Raw genomic sequence first — 20,210 nt, 5'->3', positions numbered from 1 at the left:
GACAGAGCTTTCCGAATTGAAAATGCGTCAGATTGAACCGAAGGCAGGAACTCTGGCGATTGCATTGGGGGTTGAGAGACTCATGGTGTCTATACGATTGGCAGGACCGCGTCCGAAGAGGCGCTTTGATTAGCGGTGTGCTCGAGTAATTACGGCAGCCAAAAGCGCTTAAGAACCCCACGGAAGCAGTGCTACCGAGCGAAGCAGTACCATGTGTGGGGATGCCCCAGGGCAGGGGCACAGATTGTTCGACGTAACTGCGCGTTACGAGGCAAAAGTGGCTCCCCGAGTTGGATTCGAACCAACGACCAAGTGATTAACAGTCACCTACTCTACCGCTGAGCTATCGGGGAGCAGCCCAGAACCCGTGTTTGAACGTTCGTTCCGGGCGAGGGCGGGCCTATATGGCGGGGCTGGCGCGATGGCAAGCCCCCAAACGCCATTTCGGGTCGTCGATTCAGAACATGAACTGTTCGGACACGATCCTCTCATCGAGCGAGTGGCCGGGATCGAACAGCAACGTCAGGTCGGTATCGCGCAGCCGCTCGATCTGGACTTCGGCCACGTCCCTGATTTCCTGCTGGTCGGCCACGGCGGCCACCGGGCGCTTGTCATGTTCATTGATCCGCAGCGTGATCCGCGCCCGGTCTGGCAGGATCGCCCCGCGCCAGCGGCGTGGGCGGAAGGCGCTGATGGGCGTCAGGGCGAGAAGCTGCGATTCGAGCGGCAGTATGGGGCCGTTGGCCGACAGGTTGTACGCGGTCGAACCGGCGGGCGTCGCGACGAGGATGCCGTCCGCGACCAGTTCCTTGATCCGCACCTTCTCGTCCACCTGGACTTCGATCTTGGCGGTCTGGCGCGTTTCCCTGAGCAGCGACACCTCGTTGATCGCACAGGCCGAGTGGCTGGTGCCGTCTTGCGTGGTGGCTTTCATCTGGAGGGGCGAAATCGCGATCCTGCGACTGCGGTTGATCCGGTCGATTAGCTTGGAGGAGGGCCGGTGCTTGTTCATCAGGAACCCCATGGTCCCCCGGTTCACGCCATAGACCGGCTTTACGGCGCCGCCTTCGAGCATCCGGTGAAGCGTCTGGAGCATGAAGCCGTCGCCGCCCAGCGCCACGACGGCTTCGGCCTCGTCCTCGGACACCCAGTCATGCGCTTCGCGCAGGGCCGCCGCGGTTTCCTGCGCCCGCGCCGTATCGGAAATCGCCAGTGCGAGCCGCGTGAAACCGTGCCTGTCGCTCATGTATCCCCTCGCTCGCCAGGCCCCTGTCCCTATTGGGGCCTGTCCCATTTGGCAACGTGGATGCAAAGCGCACGCGCGCGACGATTGGCGATGCGTATGGGTCGCGAATGTCCTATGCCCTCCTGATGGCCGATCCAATCATCGACAGACGCTCCCGTACGGACCGGCGCAATCCCGCGGTCCAGGGCCTTGGCAGCGCGTTGCGCAGGGCGATCGAGAACGATTCGATCGACATACTCTTCCAGGCGCAATTCGCATGCGCCGACGATACGATCGCGGGGGCGGAAGCGCTGGTGCGCTGGCCGTTCGGCGGGCATCACCCGGTGTCGGGCGACACGCTGTTCGAAATTGCGCGCCAGACCGACCTTGCCGAGGTGCTGGCATCGTATGTCTATCGCAAGGCGATGACGGCCGCACTGAATTGGCCGGAGGACTTGCGGCTTTCGCTCAACGTCACGGCGCACGACCTCGCGGACACTGCATTTGCCAAGGCGCTGTTCGAGGATCTGGAAGCGACCGGTTTTCCCGCCGACCGCCTGACGCTGGAAATCACCGAGCAGGCGCTGGTGCCGGAGCTCGACCGGGCGGCTGTGCTGCTGCGCGTCCTGGCGGACGAGGGGATCGCGGTGGCGCTTGATGATTTCGGGGCGGGCTTCTGCAATTTCCGCTATCTCAAGGTCCTGCCGCTCGACGCACTGAAGCTCGACCGGTCGATGGTGCAGGGGATCGTTGACGAGCCGACGGACCTTGCAGTGCTGCAGGGCATCGTCGCGATGGCCGAGGCTCTCGAACTGAAAGTGATCGCGGAAGGCGTGGAAACCGACGCGCAGCGCGATGCGGTCCGCCGCGAACGGTGCGACCGGTGGCAGGGGTTCCTCGGCGCGAAGCCCATGTCCGCCGATGCGTTCGACAGCCTGCTGAAGGGTTAGGGGCCGCGCCGGGCGCAGCCCCGTCCCGGATGGCGGGCTAGGGCGCCGCGGTCACCTCGACCTCGGCATTCTTCACGTGCTGGTCGAACCAGTCGAACATCTCGTCCAGCGTGTGCAGGATCGATTCCCGTCCGCGATACCCGTGATCCTCGTGCGGCAGCATGACCAAGCGCGCGGTTCCTCCGGTCCCCTTCACCGCCGCGAACATGCGTTCGGATTGCTGCGGGAATGTGCCGGAATTGGAATCGTTGGCGCCGTGGATGAAGAGGATCGGCTCGTCGATCTGGTCGGCGGCCATGAAGGGGCTGAGCTTGTAGTAGGTTTCCGGCGTATCCCAGAAGATCCGCCGTTCCGACTGGAACCCGAACGGCGTCAGCGTACGGTTGTAGGCGCCCGATCGTGCGATGCCCGCCTTGAAGATGTCGCTCTGCGCCAGCAGGTGCGCCGTCATGAACGCGCCGTAGCTGTGCCCGCCGACGCCCACGCGCACGCCGTCACCGAAGCCGCGCTCGACCGTGAAGTCGATGGCCGCCTGCGCGCTCGCAACGATCTGTTCGATGAAGGTGTCGTTGACCGTTTCCGGGTCCGCTCCCACCACCGGCATGGCCGCGCGGTCGAGAACGGCATAGCCCTGCGTCAGGAAGAACAGGTGCGAATATCCCCCGATGCGGGTGAAGCGATACGGTGAATCGCGGTTCTGGCCCGCCGTCGCCGCGTCGTTGTATTCCATCGGGTAGGCCCACACGACGACCGGCAGCTTGTCGCCCTCCTTGTATCCCGGCGGGAGGTAGAGAGTGGCGGTGAGGTCGACGCCGTCGGCGCGCTTGTAGGTCACCAGTTCGCGCTTGATTCCGGTCAGTTCGGGATGCGGGTCGGGAAAGTCGGTCAGGAAGCGGTCGGTGCCGTCCCGGTAGAGCTTGAAGTTGCCCGGATTGAGCGGGCTTTCGAAGTAGGTGATGAACTCGCTGCCGTCGTCCGAAACTACATCGACCACCGATTCCAGCTGTTCCCCGGAATTGCGCCAGACCTCCTCGGTTTCGAGTGTGTCGAGGTCGAAGCGGCGCAGGAATGGGCGATAGCCTTCGGGCGTCGCGCCGGACCCTGTTAGCAACAGCTTGCCGTCGACATTGCGCGCGACCGAGAAGCCGCGATCGGTGTAGGTGAAGAGCGGACTGCCCGGATCGGCATAGGCATCCTGCGCATTGCGGATGTTGATCTCGCGCGGCGCGTCTCCGCCCGTCACGTCGATCAGCGTCTGCCGGATTTCGCGCGTGTCCCGGTCGTATTCGTAGGCGATGAGATCGTCGGACCCGTCGATCCCGAAGGCACCCGAAGCGCGGTCTTCCAGTCGGGCCAGCACGCGCGGCTCGCCGGAGAACGGCGCGGTGACCGCCACGATGTTGTCGCGATTGTCCGTCTCGACCCGCGGGTCGCCGCCGTCCTGCGCCTCGACCCACAACAGGAGAGAGTCCTCCGTCGGATGCCACTGGATGTTGCGCGGGCCAGTCACCACGCCCTGGACGGGCAAGGCGTCCGCAAGCGGTTGGCGAACGATCGTTTCGACCAGTTCGCCCTCCATCGTGTAGACCGCGCTGGTGGTGGGGAAGCGGTAATAGGGAACCTGGTATGAGAACGGCTTTTCCAGCCACTCCATCAGCAGGTAACGCCCGTCGGGCGACGGGCTGACGCTGGTGTAGATGCGCGGTTCGCCGATCTCCCGCACATTGCCACCATCAGCATCCATGACGACCGGCTGACTGGTGGCCAGCCATTCGAACAGCGCCTCGTCATACGGGTTCTCGAGGAGGTCCTGATAGGTGCGGGTCTGCGCTTCCTCCCCGCCCGCGGCGTCCTGGATGGCGGGACCGGTCGGGGTCAGCGATTCGACCGGCTTCGCGCCGCGGCCTTCAGGAATCGTCAGGACCAGCAGTCGTTCGTCGGGCAGCCATCGCGCATTCTGGAAGATCGGATTGACGCCGCCGTCCATCACCTTGCGCGAGGTCGCGGCTTCGGTGTCGAGCACGTGCAGGTCAATCGCGTCGGCGCGCGTGTTCGTGAAGACGACCCGCGAACCGTCCGGTGCCCAGGACACGTCGGATATATCGGCATTGGCGGGCAGTGCGACCGGGCGGACCGTACCGCTGTCGATATCCTGCAGGGACAGGCCGACCGTCGCGCGGGTTCCGTGCCGGTCGTTGGTCGCCGCATCGAGCCGCAGGCCTGCCAGCTTCTCCATCGGTTTCGCTAGTTCGGCGACCGGCGGAAGGGCTTCCCGCGCGAGAAGGAGCATCTGGTCGTTATCCGGCGAAACCGACACGCCGGGGCTGGGGGCGCGGGTCACGATGTCGGTTACGTCCTGCGGTGGCAACTGGTATCCATCCTGCGCGATGGCAGGCATGGCGAAGCCGGCCCCGATGGCAAGCGCGATCGCGGCGGTGGATCTGGTCAGAACACGATGCATGGTATTTCTCCCTCCCGGCCAGCCTAGTCGGAAAGGATCGCGCGGAGCAACGCCTTACGCCGTCTGCGGTTCGCCCTTCGTCGATGGGACGTTCTTCTTCCCGTCCTTCGCGCGCGAGGCGATCGTGCTGAGGCCCTTGGTGAGCTGGAACAGGCCGTTCAGTCGGCTCTGCGGATCGCCCCAGGCCCGGTCCACCACCAGCTTCATGTCCGGACGCAGACGGACCGAATCCTTCCGCTTGTCGACATAGGCGATCAGGCCGGCGGGATCGGGGAAGTCGTCCTTGTGGAACGTCACCAGCGTTCCGCGGGCGCCGACATCGATCTTGGCGATGTTGGCTGCGATCGCCTGATGCTTGATCTCTATGAGGCGGACCAGATTGGCTGTTCCGGCCGGCAGTTCGCCGAACCGGTCGATCATCTCGGCGGCCAGCGCCTCGATCTCGGCCTTGTCGCGCGCATCGTTCAGGCGGCGATACAGCGCCATGCGCACGGCGAGATCGGGCACGTAGTCTTCCGGAATCATGATCGGCGCATCGACGGTAATCTGCGGACTGACCGTGTCGCGCTCGGCAGGGTCGAGGCCCATCTCGCCGGCCTTTGCGGCCAGGATCGCGTCTTCCAGCATCGACTGGTAGAGTTCGAAACCGACTTCGCGGATATGGCCCGACTGCTCGTCGCCCAGCAGGTTGCCCGCGCCGCGGATGTCGAGATCGTGGCTGGCGAGCTGGAAACCGGCACCGAGGCTGTCGAGGTCGCCCAGCACCTTGAGGCGCTTTTCAGCGACCTCGGAAAGGGCGACATCCTTCTCGTGCGTCAGGTAGGCATATGCGCGCAGCTTGGACCGGCCGACACGGCCCCGCAGCTGGTAGAGCTGGGCAAGGCCGAAGATATCGGCGCGATGGATGATGATGGTGTTCGCGCTCGGCAGGTCGAGGCCGCTTTCGACGATCGTCGTGCTGAGCAGCACATCGTACTTGTTCTCGTAGAACGCGCTCATCCGTTCTTCGATCTCGCCGGCACCCATCTGGCCGTGCGCGGTCACGACCTTCACTTCCGGCACGGTTTCGCGCAGCCAGCCTTCGATGCCTTCCATGTCGGAAATGCGCGGGACGACGATGAAGCTCTGGCCGCCGCGATGGTGTTCGCGCAGCAGGGCCTCGCGCATCACCATGTCGTCCCATTCCATCACGTAGGTGCGGACCGCCAGGCGATCGACCGGCGGGGTCTGGATGGTGCTGAGTTCGCGCAAGCCGCTCATGGCCATTTGCAGGGTACGCGGGATCGGCGTCGCGGTCAGCGTCAGCATGTGGACATCCGACCGCAGTTGCTTGAGCTTTTCCTTGTGCGTGACCCCGAAGCGCTGCTCTTCGTCCACGATGACCAGGCCCAGGTTCTTGAAGCTGGTGGATTTCGAAAGGATGGCGTGGGTGCCGATCACGATGTCGATATCGCCCTTTTCGAGACCGTCGCGCGTCGCGCTCATCTCCTTGGACGGAACGAGGCGGCTGAGGCGGCCGACCTTCAACGGGAAGGGGGCGAAGCGATCGGCGAAATTCTGGTAGTGCTGGCGGGCGAGCAAGGTCGTAGGCGCAACGACGGCCACCTGCTGCCCGTTCATGGCCGCCACGAAGGCTGCGCGCAGGGCGACCTCGGTCTTGCCGAAGCCGACATCGCCGCACACCAGCCGGTCCATCGGTCTGCCGCTCTCCAGATCGCGCAGCACGTCCTCGATGGCGCGTTCCTGGTCGTCGGTTTCTTCCCAAGGGAATCGATCGACGAACTGGTTGTAGGAGGAGCCGTCCGCTTCGAGGACGGGCGCCTTCTTCAGCGACCGCGATGCAGCGGTCTTCATCAGTTCGTTCGCGATCTCGCGGATGCGCTCGCGCAGTCTGGACCGGCGCCTCTGCCAGGCTTCCCCGCCCAGCTTGTCCAGCGTGACGGCTTCCTCGCTGCTGCCGTACCGACTGAGGACGTCGATGTTTTCGACCGGGATGTAGAGTTTGTCGCCTCCGGCATATTCCAGCATCACGCAGTCGTGCTGGCTCTTGCCCACGGCGATCGGCTCGAGCCCGAGATACTTGCCGATCCCGTGCTCGACATGGACCACGAGGTCGCCGCGGTTGAGCGCCTGCAGTTCGGCGAGAAACGCATCCGAATCCTTGCGGCGCTTGCGCCTGCGGACAAGCCGGTCGCCCAGCACGTCCTGCTCGGTGACGAGTTCGATCTCGTCGTTCGAGAACCCGGTATCGAGCGGCAGGACCAGTGCGACAGACTTGCCCTTGGCTGCCAGGCCGAGCGCCTCCTGCCAGGTTTCCGCCGTCTGGGTTGCCGCGCCCGCTTCCGTCAGGATCGACGCGATACGTGCCCGGCTGCCGTTGGAATAGGCGGCGAAAAGCGTCTTCTTGCCGGCCTTGGCAAGAGCCTTGAGATGGTCCGCCGCCGCTTCATAGACATTGTCCCCGCGTGCTCTCTCCGGCGCGAAATCGCGCGCGGAGCCGAAGCCGAAATCGATCGTGCCCTCGGTGTCGGGTTCGGCGAAAATCTTCGTCCGGTGCGCGGGCGCCTTGTCCAGCTCCGCGGCGAACTCGTCCTGCTTGAGGTAAAGGGCATCAGCGGGAAGGGGACGATAGCTGCCCTTCGCTTGTCCCGATGCACTCGTGCGCTGGTCCTGGTAATCCGCGATGTCCGACAGGCGCTCTTCGGCCGCAGGCAGTGCCGCCGCATCGATGACGACGACATCGTCCTTGGCATCGAGATAGTCGAACAGCGTCGCCATCCGCTCTTCGAACAGGGGCAGCCAGTGCTCCATTCCGGCGAGCCGCCGTCCCTCGCTGACGGATTCGTAGAGCGGGTCCTGAGTCGCATCCGCGCCGAACATCTCCCGGTAACGGGTGCGGAACCGCTTGATGCTGTCCTCGTCGAGCAGCGCCTCGCTCGCCGGCAGCAGCAAATGAGAATCCAGCCGTCCGGTGCTCATCTGCGTGTTGGGATCGAAGCTGCGCAGCGATTCCAGTTCGTCCCCGAAGAAGTCCAGCCGCAGACCCTGGTCGAGACCCGAGGGGAAGATGTCGACGATCGATCCGCGTACGGCGTATTCGCCCTTGTCGATGACCGTGTCGGCACGGCTGTAGCCCTGGCGCTGGAGCAGGGCGGCGAGGCTGTCGCGCCCGATTTCCGTCCCCGGCTTGAACTCGCGGATGCTTTCGCGAATGCGGAAAGGCGTCAGGACGCGCTGGAGGACGGCATTGACCGTGGTGACGAGAAGCTGGTCCTTCGTTCGCCCGGCCTGCAAGCGATGCAAGGCGGACAGGCGACGCGCGCTTACCGAAAGCGCGGGGCTGGCCCTGTCGAACGGCAGGCAGTCCCACGCCGGAAATTCCAGCACTTCCAGTTCCGGCGCGAAATATCGTGCCGCATCGGACACCGCGCGCATGGCGGCATCGTCCGCCGTGATGAAGACGGCCCGTCCCTTGGCGGCGCGCGCAAGGTCGCTCATCACCAGCGGCTGTGCGCCGCGGGCGATGGATGTGAGACTCAAGGGTGTGTCGGCCGCGAGAATGCGGTTGAGGTCGGGCATCGTGTTTTAAAAGAGACTTGTGGCGGGGCCGTTCCCGCTAGCGTGCAATCGACACGTAATCCAGCCGCCTCATGGCTTCCATCTGTTCCCCTGCCACATGCTCCGGGATCGGCTGCGTCCCCAGCGCCCATGCCATGATGTCGACGTCGTCTTCGTCGAGCAGCATCTCGAACCAGGCGAGTTCGTCTTCGGCCCAGTCGGCGCTGTAGCGATCGAAGAAACCACCGATCATGTAGTCCGCCTCGCGCGTGCCGCGATGCCAGGAGCGGAACTTGCAGCGGGAGAGGCGGGTGGCGAAGGTCGGATCGGACATGGGGCCCGAGCTAGAGAGCGGCGCCGCGCGGCGCAAGGGCGCTCTGGGGGGAACGCCTCATCGGGAAAACATGGCCATGCATCTATCGCGCCGCCGCGGAAGGCGTGTAAGCGGACAGGGCCATGCGCCCCGATATTCTCAATCCGCTTTTTGCCGAGGTCGAAATTCTGGATGGCGTAGGGCCCAAGCTCAAAAAGCCGCTCGGCCGGCTGGGGCTCGAACGCCTGCGCGACATCGCATTCCATTTGCCGGAGCGTTTCGTAACCCGACGGGCGGTGCGCGATCTGGACGACGCGCATCCGGGCGAGAATATCATCGTCGCGCTGACACCCACAGAGCACCGGTCCAGCCGCAGCCCGCGCGGACCCTACCGCGTCATGGCGCAGGACGACGCGGGGAATGTCTGCGCGCTGACCTATTTCGGACGCGCATCCTACAATGCGAAGAAGCAGCTGCCTGTCGGTGAAAGGCGCTGGGTCGTGGGACGGCTCGATCAGTACGACCAGATGTTGCAGATCGTCCATCCGGACCACGTGCTGGAAGAGGACGGTGCCTCGCTGCAACGGCTGAGCGAGCCGGTCTATGCGCTTTCGGAAGGGCTGACACAGCCGAAAGTCATGTCGCTGGTGGCGCAGGTACTGGCGAAGCTGCCGGACCTGCCCGAATGGATCGAGCCGACGCAGGTCGGACGGGCCGACTGGCCGACCTGGTCGGAGGCGATCGGACGCGCGCATCGCGGCGAGGACGCGATTGCGCGGGACCGGCTAGCCTATGACGAACTGCTGGCGAACGCGCTCGCGCTGATGCTCGTCCGGGCGGCCAACCGGCAGAGGCAGGGACAGGCGCTGGAAGGGGTTGGCTCGCTTCGCGCGAAGCTGGACCTGCCGTTCCCGCTCACCGGGGCGCAGGCGCGGTCGAACGCGGAAATCGCGGCCGATCTGGCGCAGACGACTCCGATGCTGAGGCTCCTCCAGGGGGATGTGGGCGCCGGCAAGACGGTTGTCGCTCTGGAAGCGATGCTGGTTGCGGTCGAATCCGGGGCACAGGCCGCCTTGCTGGCACCGACGGAAATCCTCGCTCGCCAGCATTTCGAAACTCTGCAGGCGATGGCTCGCCCGACCGGGGTGGAAATCGCGCGGCTCACCGGCCGGGACAAGGGCCGTGCGCGTGAGAGCATCCTCATGGGCCTGCTCGACGGAAGTATCGACATCGTCGTGGGCACGCACGCGATCTTCCAGGACACTGTCGCCTATCGCAATCTCGGCCTGATCGTGATCGATGAACAGCACCGGTTCGGGGTCGCCCAACGGCTGCAACTCGCCAGCAAGGGTCGCAGGCAGCCGCACACGCTCGCCATGACGGCGACGCCGATCCCCCGCTCGCTCACGCTGGCGCAATACGGTGAAATGGACGTCAGTCGCCTCGACGAGATGCCGCCCGGTCGCAAGCCGATCGATACGCGCGTGGTTGCTCTCGAACGGCTACCCGAAGTCGTTGACGGTGTCGCGCGGCACATCGCCGAGGGCAAGCAGGCCTTCTGGGTCTGCCCCATGGTACGCGACAACGAGAGCGACGATATCGCGGCGGCGGAGGCGCGTTTTGCAGCCTTGAAGGAGCGGTTCGGCGACGATGTCGTCATGGTCCACGGCCAGCTCACCCCGGAAATGAAAGACGCCGCGATGCAGCGTTTCGCGTCCGGGGACGCATCCCTGCTGGTCGCGACGACAGTGATCGAGGTCGGTGTCGATGTGCCCAAGGCCTCGCTGATGGTGATCGAGCAGGCCGAGCGGTTCGGGCTGGCGCAGTTGCACCAGTTGCGCGGCCGGGTCGGCAGGGGGGCGGACAAGTCCACCTGCCTGCTGCTGCGCGGCGAAGCCCTGTCGGAAACGGGGCGCGAGCGACTGGCCCTCATGCGGGAATCGCAGGACGGTTTCCGGCTCGCGGAAGAGGACTTGCGGCTGAGAGGTGGCGGCGAATTGCTGGGAACCCGTCAGTCCGGGGACCAGGCCTTCGGCATCGCGACGCTGGACCAGATCAACCGCTTGCTGCCGCTGGCGCACGACGACGCGCGGCTCTTGATGGAGCGGGACGGCGGCCTCGAGGGCAAGCGCGGCGAAGCGGCGCGGATTCTGCTCTACCTCTTCGAACGCGACTGGGGCGTGAAGACCTTGCGCGGGGGCTAGGCCTTCTCGCTTTTCAGGGCAGCGACGATCGACTTGGCAGCCGCATCGACATCCGCCCAGGTCAGGGCGAACTGCTCGTCGCCATCGTGATAGGGATCGGCGACTTCTTCGCCTTCGCGCCCGCGCACCGTGTCCATCAGAAGCGCGACTTTCGCGCCGCTGTCGTCCGACCGGATGCTCTCGATGTTCCTCAGGTTCTGGCGGTCCATGGCGAAGATATGCGTGAAGCGCGCAAAATCGTCGGGCCGCAACTGCCGGCCGCGCAGACCGGGAATTTCCACCCCGTTATCGGCCGCAGTGCGAATGGCGCGCGCATCCGGCGGTTGGCCCACATGATAATCCGCCGTTCCCGCGCTGTCCGTCTCGACATCGAGGGCCGCCTTTTCGGCAGCGGACCGGAAAGCGCCTTCGGCCATCGGAGACCGGCAGATATTGCCGAGGCATACGAACAGAACTGATGGTTTCGACATGGGGCTCCCGGAAAACTGCTGGATGTCCCATCTGGTAGACGGGCGCCGCGATGCAAGCGGCGACCGGCCCGCTCCGTCAGTCGACGGTGGCGCGAAAGGTGAACGCGGCGGTCGCTCCGGCGGCGAGGGTGGTGCGCGTTGCGCGGACTTCGCCGGACGTCAGGTATTGCGCGCCGGCGGGATCCGTTTCGTCGGCCCCGATCGCGTTGTCATCCTCGACCGTCGTCGCGTTCGCACAGGTCGCGCCGGACCGGATACTTCCCGACACGAAGGTCACTTCGGGCGGAAGTATATCGCTCATCGCGATATTCGAGGCAGCCGATGCACCGGTGTTCGTGGCGAGCAGGCAGTATTCGATCGTCGCCCCCGGGACCGCGAATGTCGTGGAAGATCCGGGGATGTTGTCGGAGATTACCCGGCTCGTCTTGCTGGGGACGATCGTCGTGTCGGGCCGGCAGAAAGTGATGTCGTGCAGCGCAATGCCCTGCTGCCCCGGGTCGGCAGGCGCCGCGGCATGGTTGCCGTAGCGGATGATGATGGTGTCGATCGGCTGCGAGAAGGTGACGACGACATTGCCGGCATTGGCCGTGTTGTCAGACGCTCCGTCGCCGTAGGCGGAATTGCCGATGACGTAGTTCGCGACCCCGTTGGTCAGCACCGGCGTCACGGTCGCTCCGGCCCGACGGCCCTCGACGGTCACCAGGTCCGCGAACTGACCGGGATTGCTGTCCACATCGAAGATGCGGAACTGTGCCCCCTGCATGAGCTCGGGCAGGGCGATCGTCGTCGTGGTGCGTCCGGCCAAGCTTGTGTGATCGACGACCTGACCCAGCGAGAACTGGGCCGGCAGGAAGCCACCCGTGAAGATGTTCTGCCGCGCAGGCTGCTGGCCGCCGAAGGCCGCGTTGTTGAGCCAGGCACCATCGTTCGTCAGGTTGAAGACGATGGTTCCGAGCGTGCCGAGCGGATAGGAATTGTTGGTGCTACCAGCCGTCCAGGCAACCGCGTCCCAGTCGAAGACGATGGTGCTGTTCGGACAGGTCAGTACGGGCGGGGTGCCCGCGGTGCGGGTTCCGCCAACGGTCAGCGTGGCGGTCGCGTAATCGTCTTCGCCCGTCGCGCCATTGTTCGGTGTGGAATCGGGATCGAACTGGCCGCTCGCCGATACCTCGGCGATATTCGTGAGAACGGCACCGCTCGTGGCTGCCACGGTTCCTGAGATATCGATGCTAACACTCTGGTTTCGCGCCAGATTGCCCGGGCTCCAGATGCCTGTCGCCGGGTTGAACGTCCCCGTGCCCGTGGCGGCCGTATAGACAAACCCTGCGGGCAGGGTATCGCGGACGGCAACACCCGTGGCGGTCAGTGTCGAAGCGGCGGAATTCGTCAGCGTAAGCCGGAAGGTCGCCGTGCTGCCGCTGGTCGGATTGGTGGTCAGCAGCGTCTTGGCCAGCGAAAGGTCGGCAAATGCGCGATTGAAGGTCAGGTCGCTGATGCCGGCGGCCTGACCACCGGGATCGCCGGTCCCGGTGTAGCTGAAATAGATCACGCGAACACGCTGGACGAGGGTGTTCCCGAAATTGAAGGCGATGTTCCCGGTCGTCTGCTCGGGCGCCACGTTTGCGTTGCCGCGCCAGCCGTTCATGACCGTGTTGTTGGTCCGCGTCAGAGCGCTCCCCGCAGTGTAGAAAGCGGCGGTATCCGCGGCATTGCGCCAGACGCCGTCACCAGTGTCATACTGCACCTCGAGAGCATCAACCCAGTTTTGCGCGTCGATATCCGTCACGGTAAACTGGAAGCCGGTGACCGCCCGGTTCAGCGAGATCTGCGTCGTCAGCTTGTCGTTCGGATCGTAGGCCGGGTTGTCGAAATTCATCAGCAGCGAGCCGGTGATGTTGCCGAAGACCGGATCGTAATAGGTGACGAAGGTCGGCAGGATTGGCGTAGGCGATGTGCCCGACGCTGCCATCGCATAGGTGACTGTCGCGGTAGTCGTGCCGTCGCTCGCCGTCGCGGTGGACGGGCTGGGCAGCGCGGCAGAGCTGGGGGCACCAAGCGTCGTCCAGTCGACCGTGGCAGTCGCCTGCGCATGGACGACCGACGGCATCGCCAAAAGCGCCAAGAAGGCGAGCGTCAGCCTTGCCAGAATATTCCTGGGCCCGCTCATCGGCGGTTCCCCAAGAGACCCCCCAGGAAGTCGTCGTCGAACTTGATCCGGATGCTGGCGAAGACACCTTCATCGGTGAAGCGCGAGGCCGAATAGTCCGGATCGCGGAAGCCGACGACGTTGTAACCGACGCTGACGAGGACGTTCTTCGTCGGGACCACGCCGACTTCCGGACCGATCGAGAAGAGCGTCGTACCCGTTTCGAGGTCGTGACGGACATTCGCACGGCCGCCGACCTCGAACATGTCGGTCAGGCCAAGGCGCGCGTCGAGACCGCCGAGGAGCGAGGTTCCCGTCAGGTCGAAGCCGTCGAGGCGGTCGAAATTGTGGCGCACGCCCAGGAACACGCCGACTTCCGTCGTGCTGTTGCTGTTTTCGTCGTCCTGCGGCCTCCAGTTGGCGGACACGCTGGCAAGCAGGCGACGCGCGCTTGCATCCCCGGCAGTGATCAGTGCGGTCTGGCCCGCCGCGCCGACATCCCCGCCTTCGAAGGCGTTCTCGATCGAGTCGCTGCGGTATTCGAGCTTGCCGATGAAGGCGAACGCCGAGTCCTCGGGCCGGTGCGCGATCGAAACGGCGGCGTCGAGGATCTGCGCGGAACCGCCTAGGACCGCGTCGGCCTTCGTCCAGTTGACGCCGGTCCCGACGACACTGCCTTCGCCGAGCTTGCGGATGATCGCGAGAGTCGCACCCATCCGGTCGGCGAATTCGCCGTCGCGGTATTCGCCGCGCATGCGGGCGTTCCAGGGTCCGACACCCCATGCAGCGCCCAGCGTGATGGCGGCGAAATCTTCGCCGATGGTGCCGCCCGGGCCGAACTGGCCACCGCTGCTGACGGGCTGGGCGGGATTGACGACCCCGAGCGGAGAAATGCTGCCCGAGAGCGTCTGGTTCGTGTCGATCGTCGCGTCGAGGATCAGGCGCTCGCCGATCTTGAAAGAGTGGCCGAGGGACAGGGCGGCGAAGGTACGGTCGGAATCCGTTTCAAGCGTATCGCGACCGATCGTATCGCGGCCCAGGGCACCGATCAGGCGTCCGCCTTCCCACGGAGTGACCTCGGCACCGAACTTCAGCGTGTTCGCGTCGATCGCATCGCCGCGGGCGATTTCGTAGGTGGCCAACGCCTTGATGTCGGGCGTGATCGCGTAGCGCACGCCGAGGCTGTGCTGGGTCGGCAGGTCGATGCTGTCGGTGCCGCCGAGCGCGACGCTTGTGGCGCCCGTCAGTTCGAGGCGCTTGTCCAGCAGACGCTGGGTGGCACCGGCCTGCAGGACCGTGGAATCGCCCTTGGTCCCGTCGGAAAGCGTATCGGACAGGTGCGCGATGCCGACGAAGGCGTCGGTGTCGTCGGTCTGCCAGGCGGCACGCACTTCGAGCGCGTCACGTGCGGAATCGTCGATCAGGCTTTCGTCGTGCCAGGCGCTCGCGACCACCGACAGGGCATCACTGATGCGCAGGCGCGCATCGGCACCCAGCTTGCGACGGCCACGCTCGGCGACGTTCTGCTGGCCGACGCCGTAGTCCTCGTCGACCTGTCGCGCATAGGCGAGCAGATCGAGGTTACCGGAATGGTGCTCGACCTCAGCCATCAGGGCCTTGGCGGAACCGTTCGTGCCTTCGCTCAGCGCGGCTTCGGCGCGGATTTCGGTGGCATTGCCGACCCGGATGCGGGCATCGATTGCGCCCAGCGTCGTGCGCTCTTCGTCGCCCTTGTCCGTGATGCCGGTCGCGCCGATGCGGATGCGGCCGTCATTGCTGGTCCAGGTGGCGCGCGCGCCGGCGTTCCACTCCTGCTCGCCCAGGCGGTCCACATCGTAATCGACGACGATGAACTGCGGGTTCAGTGAAGCGTCGCGGCTGAGAACGGGCTGGGCAAAGGTGATGGTGCCCGACAGGATGTCGATGTTGTAGTCCACGAAGCGGACCAGCTCGCGCTGCTCGACGATGATCTCGCTGCGCAGGCGGTCGCGGGTCTCGAGGATCACGGTCTCGCTGTTCGGGATGATGCCGCGGGTGCCGAGCTGGTAGGGTCCGGAGATACCGGCGCCCTGCAGTTCGATGCGGCGATGGCGCGAACCGATATTGGCGGCAAAGCCTTCGACCTGGACCTGCCCGATGCGCGCCTCGGCCTTCACGCCAGTGGCAATGCGCTGGTAGCGGGCGAGGTAAGTCTGGTCGAAGCCGGTCTCGAAATCGCCGTAGAGGGCGTAGAACGTGCTGCTCTCGACGCGGACATAGATCTTGTCGCGGCTCGCGGCGTCGAAGAAGCGCTGCGAATTGTCGCCGAACACGGTGTAGTAGGCTGAAGGATCGATCGTGCCGAGCAGGCGCTGGTCCTCTTCCTGCTTGGCGCTGTCATAAGCCAGCGTGAGCAGGTATTTCCCGAGGACGCGGCCCTTCGCGTAGAAGGCGACGCGGGCATTGTCGCCCAGATGGCTGTCGAAATTGCCGTCGCGTTCCATGTTGTCGGCGACCGTGCGCGCACCGATCGAACCTTCGGCGAGGCCGATGAGCGTCCAGGGCGCATCGCCCGGCTCGATCCAAGTTTCGATTTCCTGCTCGCGCACGGTCTCGCCGTCGCTGAATTCGAAGGTCGCACGAAGCGCGCCGCTGATCATGGTCGGGGCGAGTTCGATATAGGCGATGCCCTGGTCGCCCTCGACCAGCCAGCTGGCGGAGGTATCCCCGAAGCCGGTCAGTTCGGCGTTCTGCTGCGCGGCAATGGCGCTTTTCGCCTGGTAGGGGCTGGCAAGCTCGAGACGGCCGGCGACGCCTGCGTGGACCGGCTTGCCGAAGCGGTCGGTCATGCGCAGCGCGAGGACCGGCGGGGTGGAGCCGTCGGCGATCAGGCGCGATTCTTCCAGCACGACTTCTGCGCGCATCGGGATCTTGGCGTAGTGCACATTGCGCTGGAACTGGCCGGCGACGGTGCCGTCCTTGTCTTGGATTTCGGCGCGCAGCATGGTGTCGGGACCTTCGAGGATGATCGAACGCCACACGCTGACGGCATAGGTCTTGTCGCCGCTGGTCTTCACACCGTCGAACGACAGCGGATCGACTTCCTGACCGTTGGCCGTCAGGCGAACCTTCTGGCCCGCACGGTGACGGATCGCCACGCGCACGGACGGCGCACGCGGATTGTATTCTTCGGCCGGGAAGAGGAACCCGTCGGGTCCGTCACCCTCGGCAACGAAGTCGATATCGGCGCCCGATGCCTCGACATTGCCGAGCGATTCGAGCGGGTCGGCAGGGGCTTCGGCGAGCTGCGTGCCTTCCGGCAGCATGGCATGGAAGTCCGCGCGGACGAGGCTGCCACCCTGACCGGTGACGAGGCGCGAAATGGCGCTGCCCTGACTGCGGCTCGACTGCACGCATTCCACGAACTCTCCGCCTTCCGGCAGGGTGTAGCGCGATACCTGGACGACATGGTTGCCCGGGACGACGCCTTCGAAGTGATAGCGGCCCTCGTAATCGGTGATCGCGAAGCTGCCGTCTTCCAGCATGACCCGCACGCCCGGAATGCCGCGGGCATCCTCGGGGCGACCGCAGGCACCGTCGACCACGCGGCCGATGATGGTCATGCGTTCCGCAATGCTGCGGCGCTGGATGCGGACATTCGCCTCGGTTTCGACCGGATCGGCACCTGGGGAGGTTACGACCGCCCGATTGAGCGCTTCACCGACAGGTGCGTCGTCACGCACGCCCATGGCGTAGGTCACGCGGCGGGTCTCGCCGGCGCCCAGACGGCCCAGGAAGAGCGAGAAACCACGACCGTCGGCAGCCGGCGTCAGAGCACCCTCGGGGCTCGGTTCGCCGTCGATCCGAACGGATTCGGCACGCAGGCGCAGGCCGAATGACGCGTCGTCGGTAAGCGTCAGCTCGCTCGTCGGGCGGCTCCGGTCGTTGTTGCGCACGTTGACGGTGTAGAAAATCGCATCGCCCGGCTCCGCAATGTCGCGCGAAGCGGTCTTGATGATCGTCACGTCGCCGCCGGGAGAATCGACGGGAATGTCGACCCGGACGGGTATCGGGCTGTCGACCGCGAACACGCCGCCATAGGACGCGTCGCTGATGTCGAAGGGCTGGCCCTGCGGATCCGTCAGGTTCGCAATCTGGCCCGGCGGCGCGTCCGAGGGCGCGGTGTAGGGGGAGGGCGGCTCGACGCGCAGGCGGTAATTGCCGAATGCGACGAGCGGGAAGCGGTATTCGCCCGGCAGCAGGTCGAAGGTCAGGCCGCTGCCGTCGGTCACACTGGTGCCCGTGATGACGGTCGAAGGCCACGGCGTCACTCCGTCGAAGGAGAAAACCTGCGCCGGTTGGCCGGTGACCGCATCGACAATGGTGACGCGCGCACCGTCGACAGGGCGGCCGTCGAGGCTGTCGAACACCAGGCCGAACGGATCGGCCAGCACGTCCACCGCCCCGATGAGGAACGGCGTGTCGCGCCCGGCGACGAAAGCCGAGATGTCCACCGTATCGCCATTCTGCAGGCTCAGGCGACAATCGCCGGCGCTGAAGGGCGGGGGGAAAGGTATGGTGGCGACGGTGGCATAGAAAATGCCGCTATCGACGTCGCTCTCGACCGCCGTCAGGCGCTCGACATCGCCATGGGGCGCGGTCACGCGAAGCGAGAGGCGGTCCTTGGCGGCGGAATTGGTGTTCGCGGCGGCGGCATCGATACGCACGACCAGCGTCTGGCCCACGCGCAGCGTTTCGGTGGGCGCGATGTTCGTGTCGGGGCCGCTACCGGGCCCGACGATGCTCGGAACGGCCGAGCCTTGCGAATTCGTGCAGTAACTTGCTTCCAGGCCGACCGGCTGTCCCGCGCCCGGAAGGGGGACGAACGTCGTCAGCCGCGCCTGCGATGCGGGCGCGATATCGAAGCTGACCCTGTTGGATTCGACGGTAATCGTCCGGTCGCCGTCCTGCCATGTGGCAGTGGCGACGTTCTCGACCGTCTGGGCCTGGGCCAGTCCCGATGCGCTCAGCGTGGCCAGCCCGGCAAGGGCCGCCATACCGGCGCGAAAAAGGCGATTCGTGAATGTCATGGTCCTGCTGCCACCGGAGTGGCGGTAGGCGAGGGGCGCGCTTGCACGCGCCCCTCCACCGTTCTTATCAGTCGATGAGCGCGCGGAAGATCACGGAACGCGACTGGCCGGCCGGAACCGTACCGATCGTGCCTGTGACCGTGCCGCCCGTTTCCGTGCCCGTATTGGGACCCGGCGTCGCACAATCGGCACCGCCCACGCGCACGCCATAGGCGCTTTCGTAGGTGACTTCGCCCGGCAGGACGTCGGTGATGGTGACCGCCTGCGCATCGGCACCGCCCGCGGCGTTCGTGACCAGAATGCAGTATTCGATGGTCGCGCCCGGGATGTTCGTGCCCGAGGTGTCGCCCGGGATCGGGCTGGCCACGATACGGCTCGACTTCGCGGCGATGATGCCGGCGGTGAAGACGAGGTAGTCATCCGTATCGAACGCCGCACCGTCACGCGCGATCTGGCCGTTCGCGTCGGTATCGGCGAACACCGTGTCGATCGCGAGCGGATCGGCCGAGTTGGCGCCGGCCTGCGTCAGCACGCCACCGAGGGTACCTGCACCGGTCGCGGTTACGTCGTATTCGAACGTCGTCGCGTTGTACGTCAGGGTCTGGCCGCTGTCGCGCGCCGTCGCCGTCAGTTCGATGGCTGCACGATCGTTGTTCGTCAGGCCGGTCTGGATGTTCGACACGACATGGATGATCCGGGAATCTCCAGAGGCCAGGTTGTCGACATAGGTAATAACCGTGTCGTCGGCCGCGTTGAAGATGCCGTCGCCATTGTCGAGATAATAGGTGAAGCCACCGTTCACGTCGAAATTGTCGTTCTCGCCCGGAGTAAGCTCGGACGCGGTACCGTTGGCAACGTTGTCCGCGTCGAGCGCGAAGTCCAGGACGTCGTTCGACAGGTTGGTAAGCTGGAAGGAAACCGCCTGGTTCTGGGCACCGGGGCTGACCTGCGTTGCCGTATTGTCCAGACGAACGAGCGTGAGATCGACCTTGCGGTCGAGCGCCACGATATCGTCGTCCGTTTCCGGATCCTGCGCGACGCCGCCGACCGTATAGTTCACGGTCACGGTGTTGCGGATCGTCTCACCGACCTGCGTGCCCACCGGAGTGGATTGCGCCGCCGCAGGGGCAGCAATGGCGAGGGAAGCCACAACCATTCCGATTGCGCTTCCGGTAAGCAGAGTGTTCTTCACTTTAACCTCCGTTGCATTTTGACCGAAAGCGCCCGCCTTTTGACAGGTCGCGGTTTTTCCGGCCCGGTTTGGTCAGCGCCCGGCCCGAAACTCCTCTTTTCCTTGGGATTTCGGGTAAGAAAGCCCCCGCAACCCCCTCTTTTTCCGTGCTATTTCACGGTTGCGCGATAGCTGACCGATCCGGTCTGATCCGGGGCCAGCTCCGCGAGTATCCAGCGGACATGGGTCACGTCGCCCGCATTGGCGGGGCGTTCCGTGCCGTCTTCCATCGTGATGGTGAGCGCGGAAACAGGTCCCCAGACCGTTCCGCCGTCGACCGACACTTCCAGCTCGGCGAGCGATTCGCCGGCGATAAGTACGTTCGAGGGGACAGGCGTCTTGATGACGAAGTTCGTCACCGTCTGGCCCGTGTTGTTCGCGTATTTCGTGCTGAGCTGCAGGATATCGCCCGGTACGACGCTGGTCGCTTCGGCCAGGTCGACGCCGTTTTCGGTCTGCTGGACGAGGAAAACGTCCGTTTCGAGCGAAATGGGACGCTCCTGCGCGAATGCAGGCGAGGAAACGGCCGCGAAGGCGAGAGCGCCGAGGAGATAGCGGTTGAACATGGTGCGATCCTTCGTGC

11 protein-coding genes and 1 tRNA gene are annotated in these 20,210 nt (G+C 65.2%); 2 read left to right on the top strand and 10 right to left on the bottom strand.

Going from position 1 to position 20,210, the window contains the following annotated elements:
* Positions 1-278: 278 nt before the first annotated feature.
* Together AB1K63_RS04365 and AB1K63_RS04360 are read right to left on the bottom strand one after the other, a co-directional pair.
* Positions 279-353, bottom strand: a tRNA-Asn gene (locus tag AB1K63_RS04365).
* A gap of 104 nt (positions 354-457) precedes the next feature.
* Positions 458-1,246: an NAD kinase gene (locus tag AB1K63_RS04360; RefSeq protein ID WP_366958729.1), complete on the bottom strand. Its 789-nt coding sequence runs from the start codon at positions 1,244-1,246 to the stop codon at positions 458-460.
* 107 nt (positions 1,247-1,353) lie between these two features.
* Between AB1K63_RS04360 and AB1K63_RS04355 the strand changes: the two genes are divergently transcribed.
* Entirely contained in the window at positions 1,354-2,175 is an 822-nt protein-coding gene (locus AB1K63_RS04355; RefSeq protein WP_366958728.1) for an EAL domain-containing protein, read from the top strand.
* Positions 2,176-2,212: 37 nt separating this feature from the next.
* Here AB1K63_RS04355 and AB1K63_RS04350 read toward each other — a convergent pair whose 3' ends face one another.
* From AB1K63_RS04350 to AB1K63_RS04340, 3 genes are read right to left on the bottom strand one after another with little or no spacing between them, the layout of a single operon-like run.
* Complete coding sequence (locus AB1K63_RS04350; protein WP_366958727.1) at positions 2,213-4,636, bottom strand: prolyl oligopeptidase family serine peptidase; 2,424 nt, start codon at positions 4,634-4,636, stop codon at positions 2,213-2,215.
* A gap of 54 nt (positions 4,637-4,690) precedes the next feature.
* Positions 4,691-8,215, bottom strand: coding sequence for a transcription-repair coupling factor (gene mfd, locus AB1K63_RS04345; RefSeq protein ID WP_366958725.1), 3,525 nt, complete (start codon positions 8,213-8,215; stop codon positions 4,691-4,693).
* A gap of 37 nt (positions 8,216-8,252) precedes the next feature.
* Entirely contained in the window at positions 8,253-8,528 is a 276-nt protein-coding gene (locus AB1K63_RS04340; protein ID WP_366958724.1) for a succinate dehydrogenase assembly factor 2, read from the bottom strand.
* Positions 8,529-8,650: 122 nt separating this feature from the next.
* Between AB1K63_RS04340 and recG the strand changes: the two genes are divergently transcribed.
* A complete protein-coding gene (gene recG, locus AB1K63_RS04335; protein ID WP_366958723.1) occupies positions 8,651-10,711 on the top strand; it encodes an ATP-dependent DNA helicase RecG in 2,061 nt (686 codons plus the stop codon).
* Here the strand turns inward: recG and AB1K63_RS04330 are convergent.
* From AB1K63_RS04330 to AB1K63_RS04310, 5 genes are all read right to left on the bottom strand, one after another.
* Positions 10,708-11,181: a low molecular weight protein-tyrosine-phosphatase gene (locus AB1K63_RS04330; RefSeq protein WP_366958722.1), complete on the bottom strand. Its 474-nt coding sequence runs from the start codon at positions 11,179-11,181 to the stop codon at positions 10,708-10,710. The genes recG and AB1K63_RS04330 overlap by 4 nt on opposite strands.
* Positions 11,182-11,257: 76 nt before the next feature.
* The gene (locus AB1K63_RS04325; RefSeq protein WP_366958721.1) at positions 11,258-13,348 is read right to left on the bottom strand and encodes a DUF11 domain-containing protein; all 2,091 of its coding nucleotides are present in this window, start codon (positions 13,346-13,348) and stop codon (positions 11,258-11,260) included.
* Positions 13,345-18,396 carry a hypothetical protein gene (locus tag AB1K63_RS04320; RefSeq protein ID WP_366958720.1) on the bottom strand — a complete coding sequence of 1,684 codons (5,052 nt, stop codon included), beginning with the start codon at positions 18,394-18,396 and terminating at the stop codon, positions 13,345-13,347. The genes AB1K63_RS04325 and AB1K63_RS04320 overlap by 4 nt, the downstream gene beginning before the upstream one ends.
* A 67-nt stretch (positions 18,397-18,463) precedes the next feature.
* On the bottom strand, positions 18,464-19,588 hold the full coding sequence (locus AB1K63_RS04315) for a hypothetical protein (protein WP_366958719.1): 1,125 nt from the start codon (positions 19,586-19,588) through the stop codon (positions 18,464-18,466).
* Positions 19,589-19,737: 149 nt separating this feature from the next.
* Positions 19,738-20,193 (bottom strand): hypothetical protein, encoded by a 456-nt coding sequence (locus tag AB1K63_RS04310; protein ID WP_366958718.1) that lies wholly within the window; start codon positions 20,191-20,193, stop codon positions 19,738-19,740.
* Positions 20,194-20,210 lie beyond the last annotated feature (17 nt).

The organism is Qipengyuania sp. JC766 (genome assembly GCF_040717445.1).
In the GTDB taxonomy this organism is placed as follows: Bacteria; Pseudomonadota; Alphaproteobacteria; order Sphingomonadales; family Sphingomonadaceae; genus JC766.
This window is presented reverse-complemented; position numbering and strand designations above follow the sequence as displayed.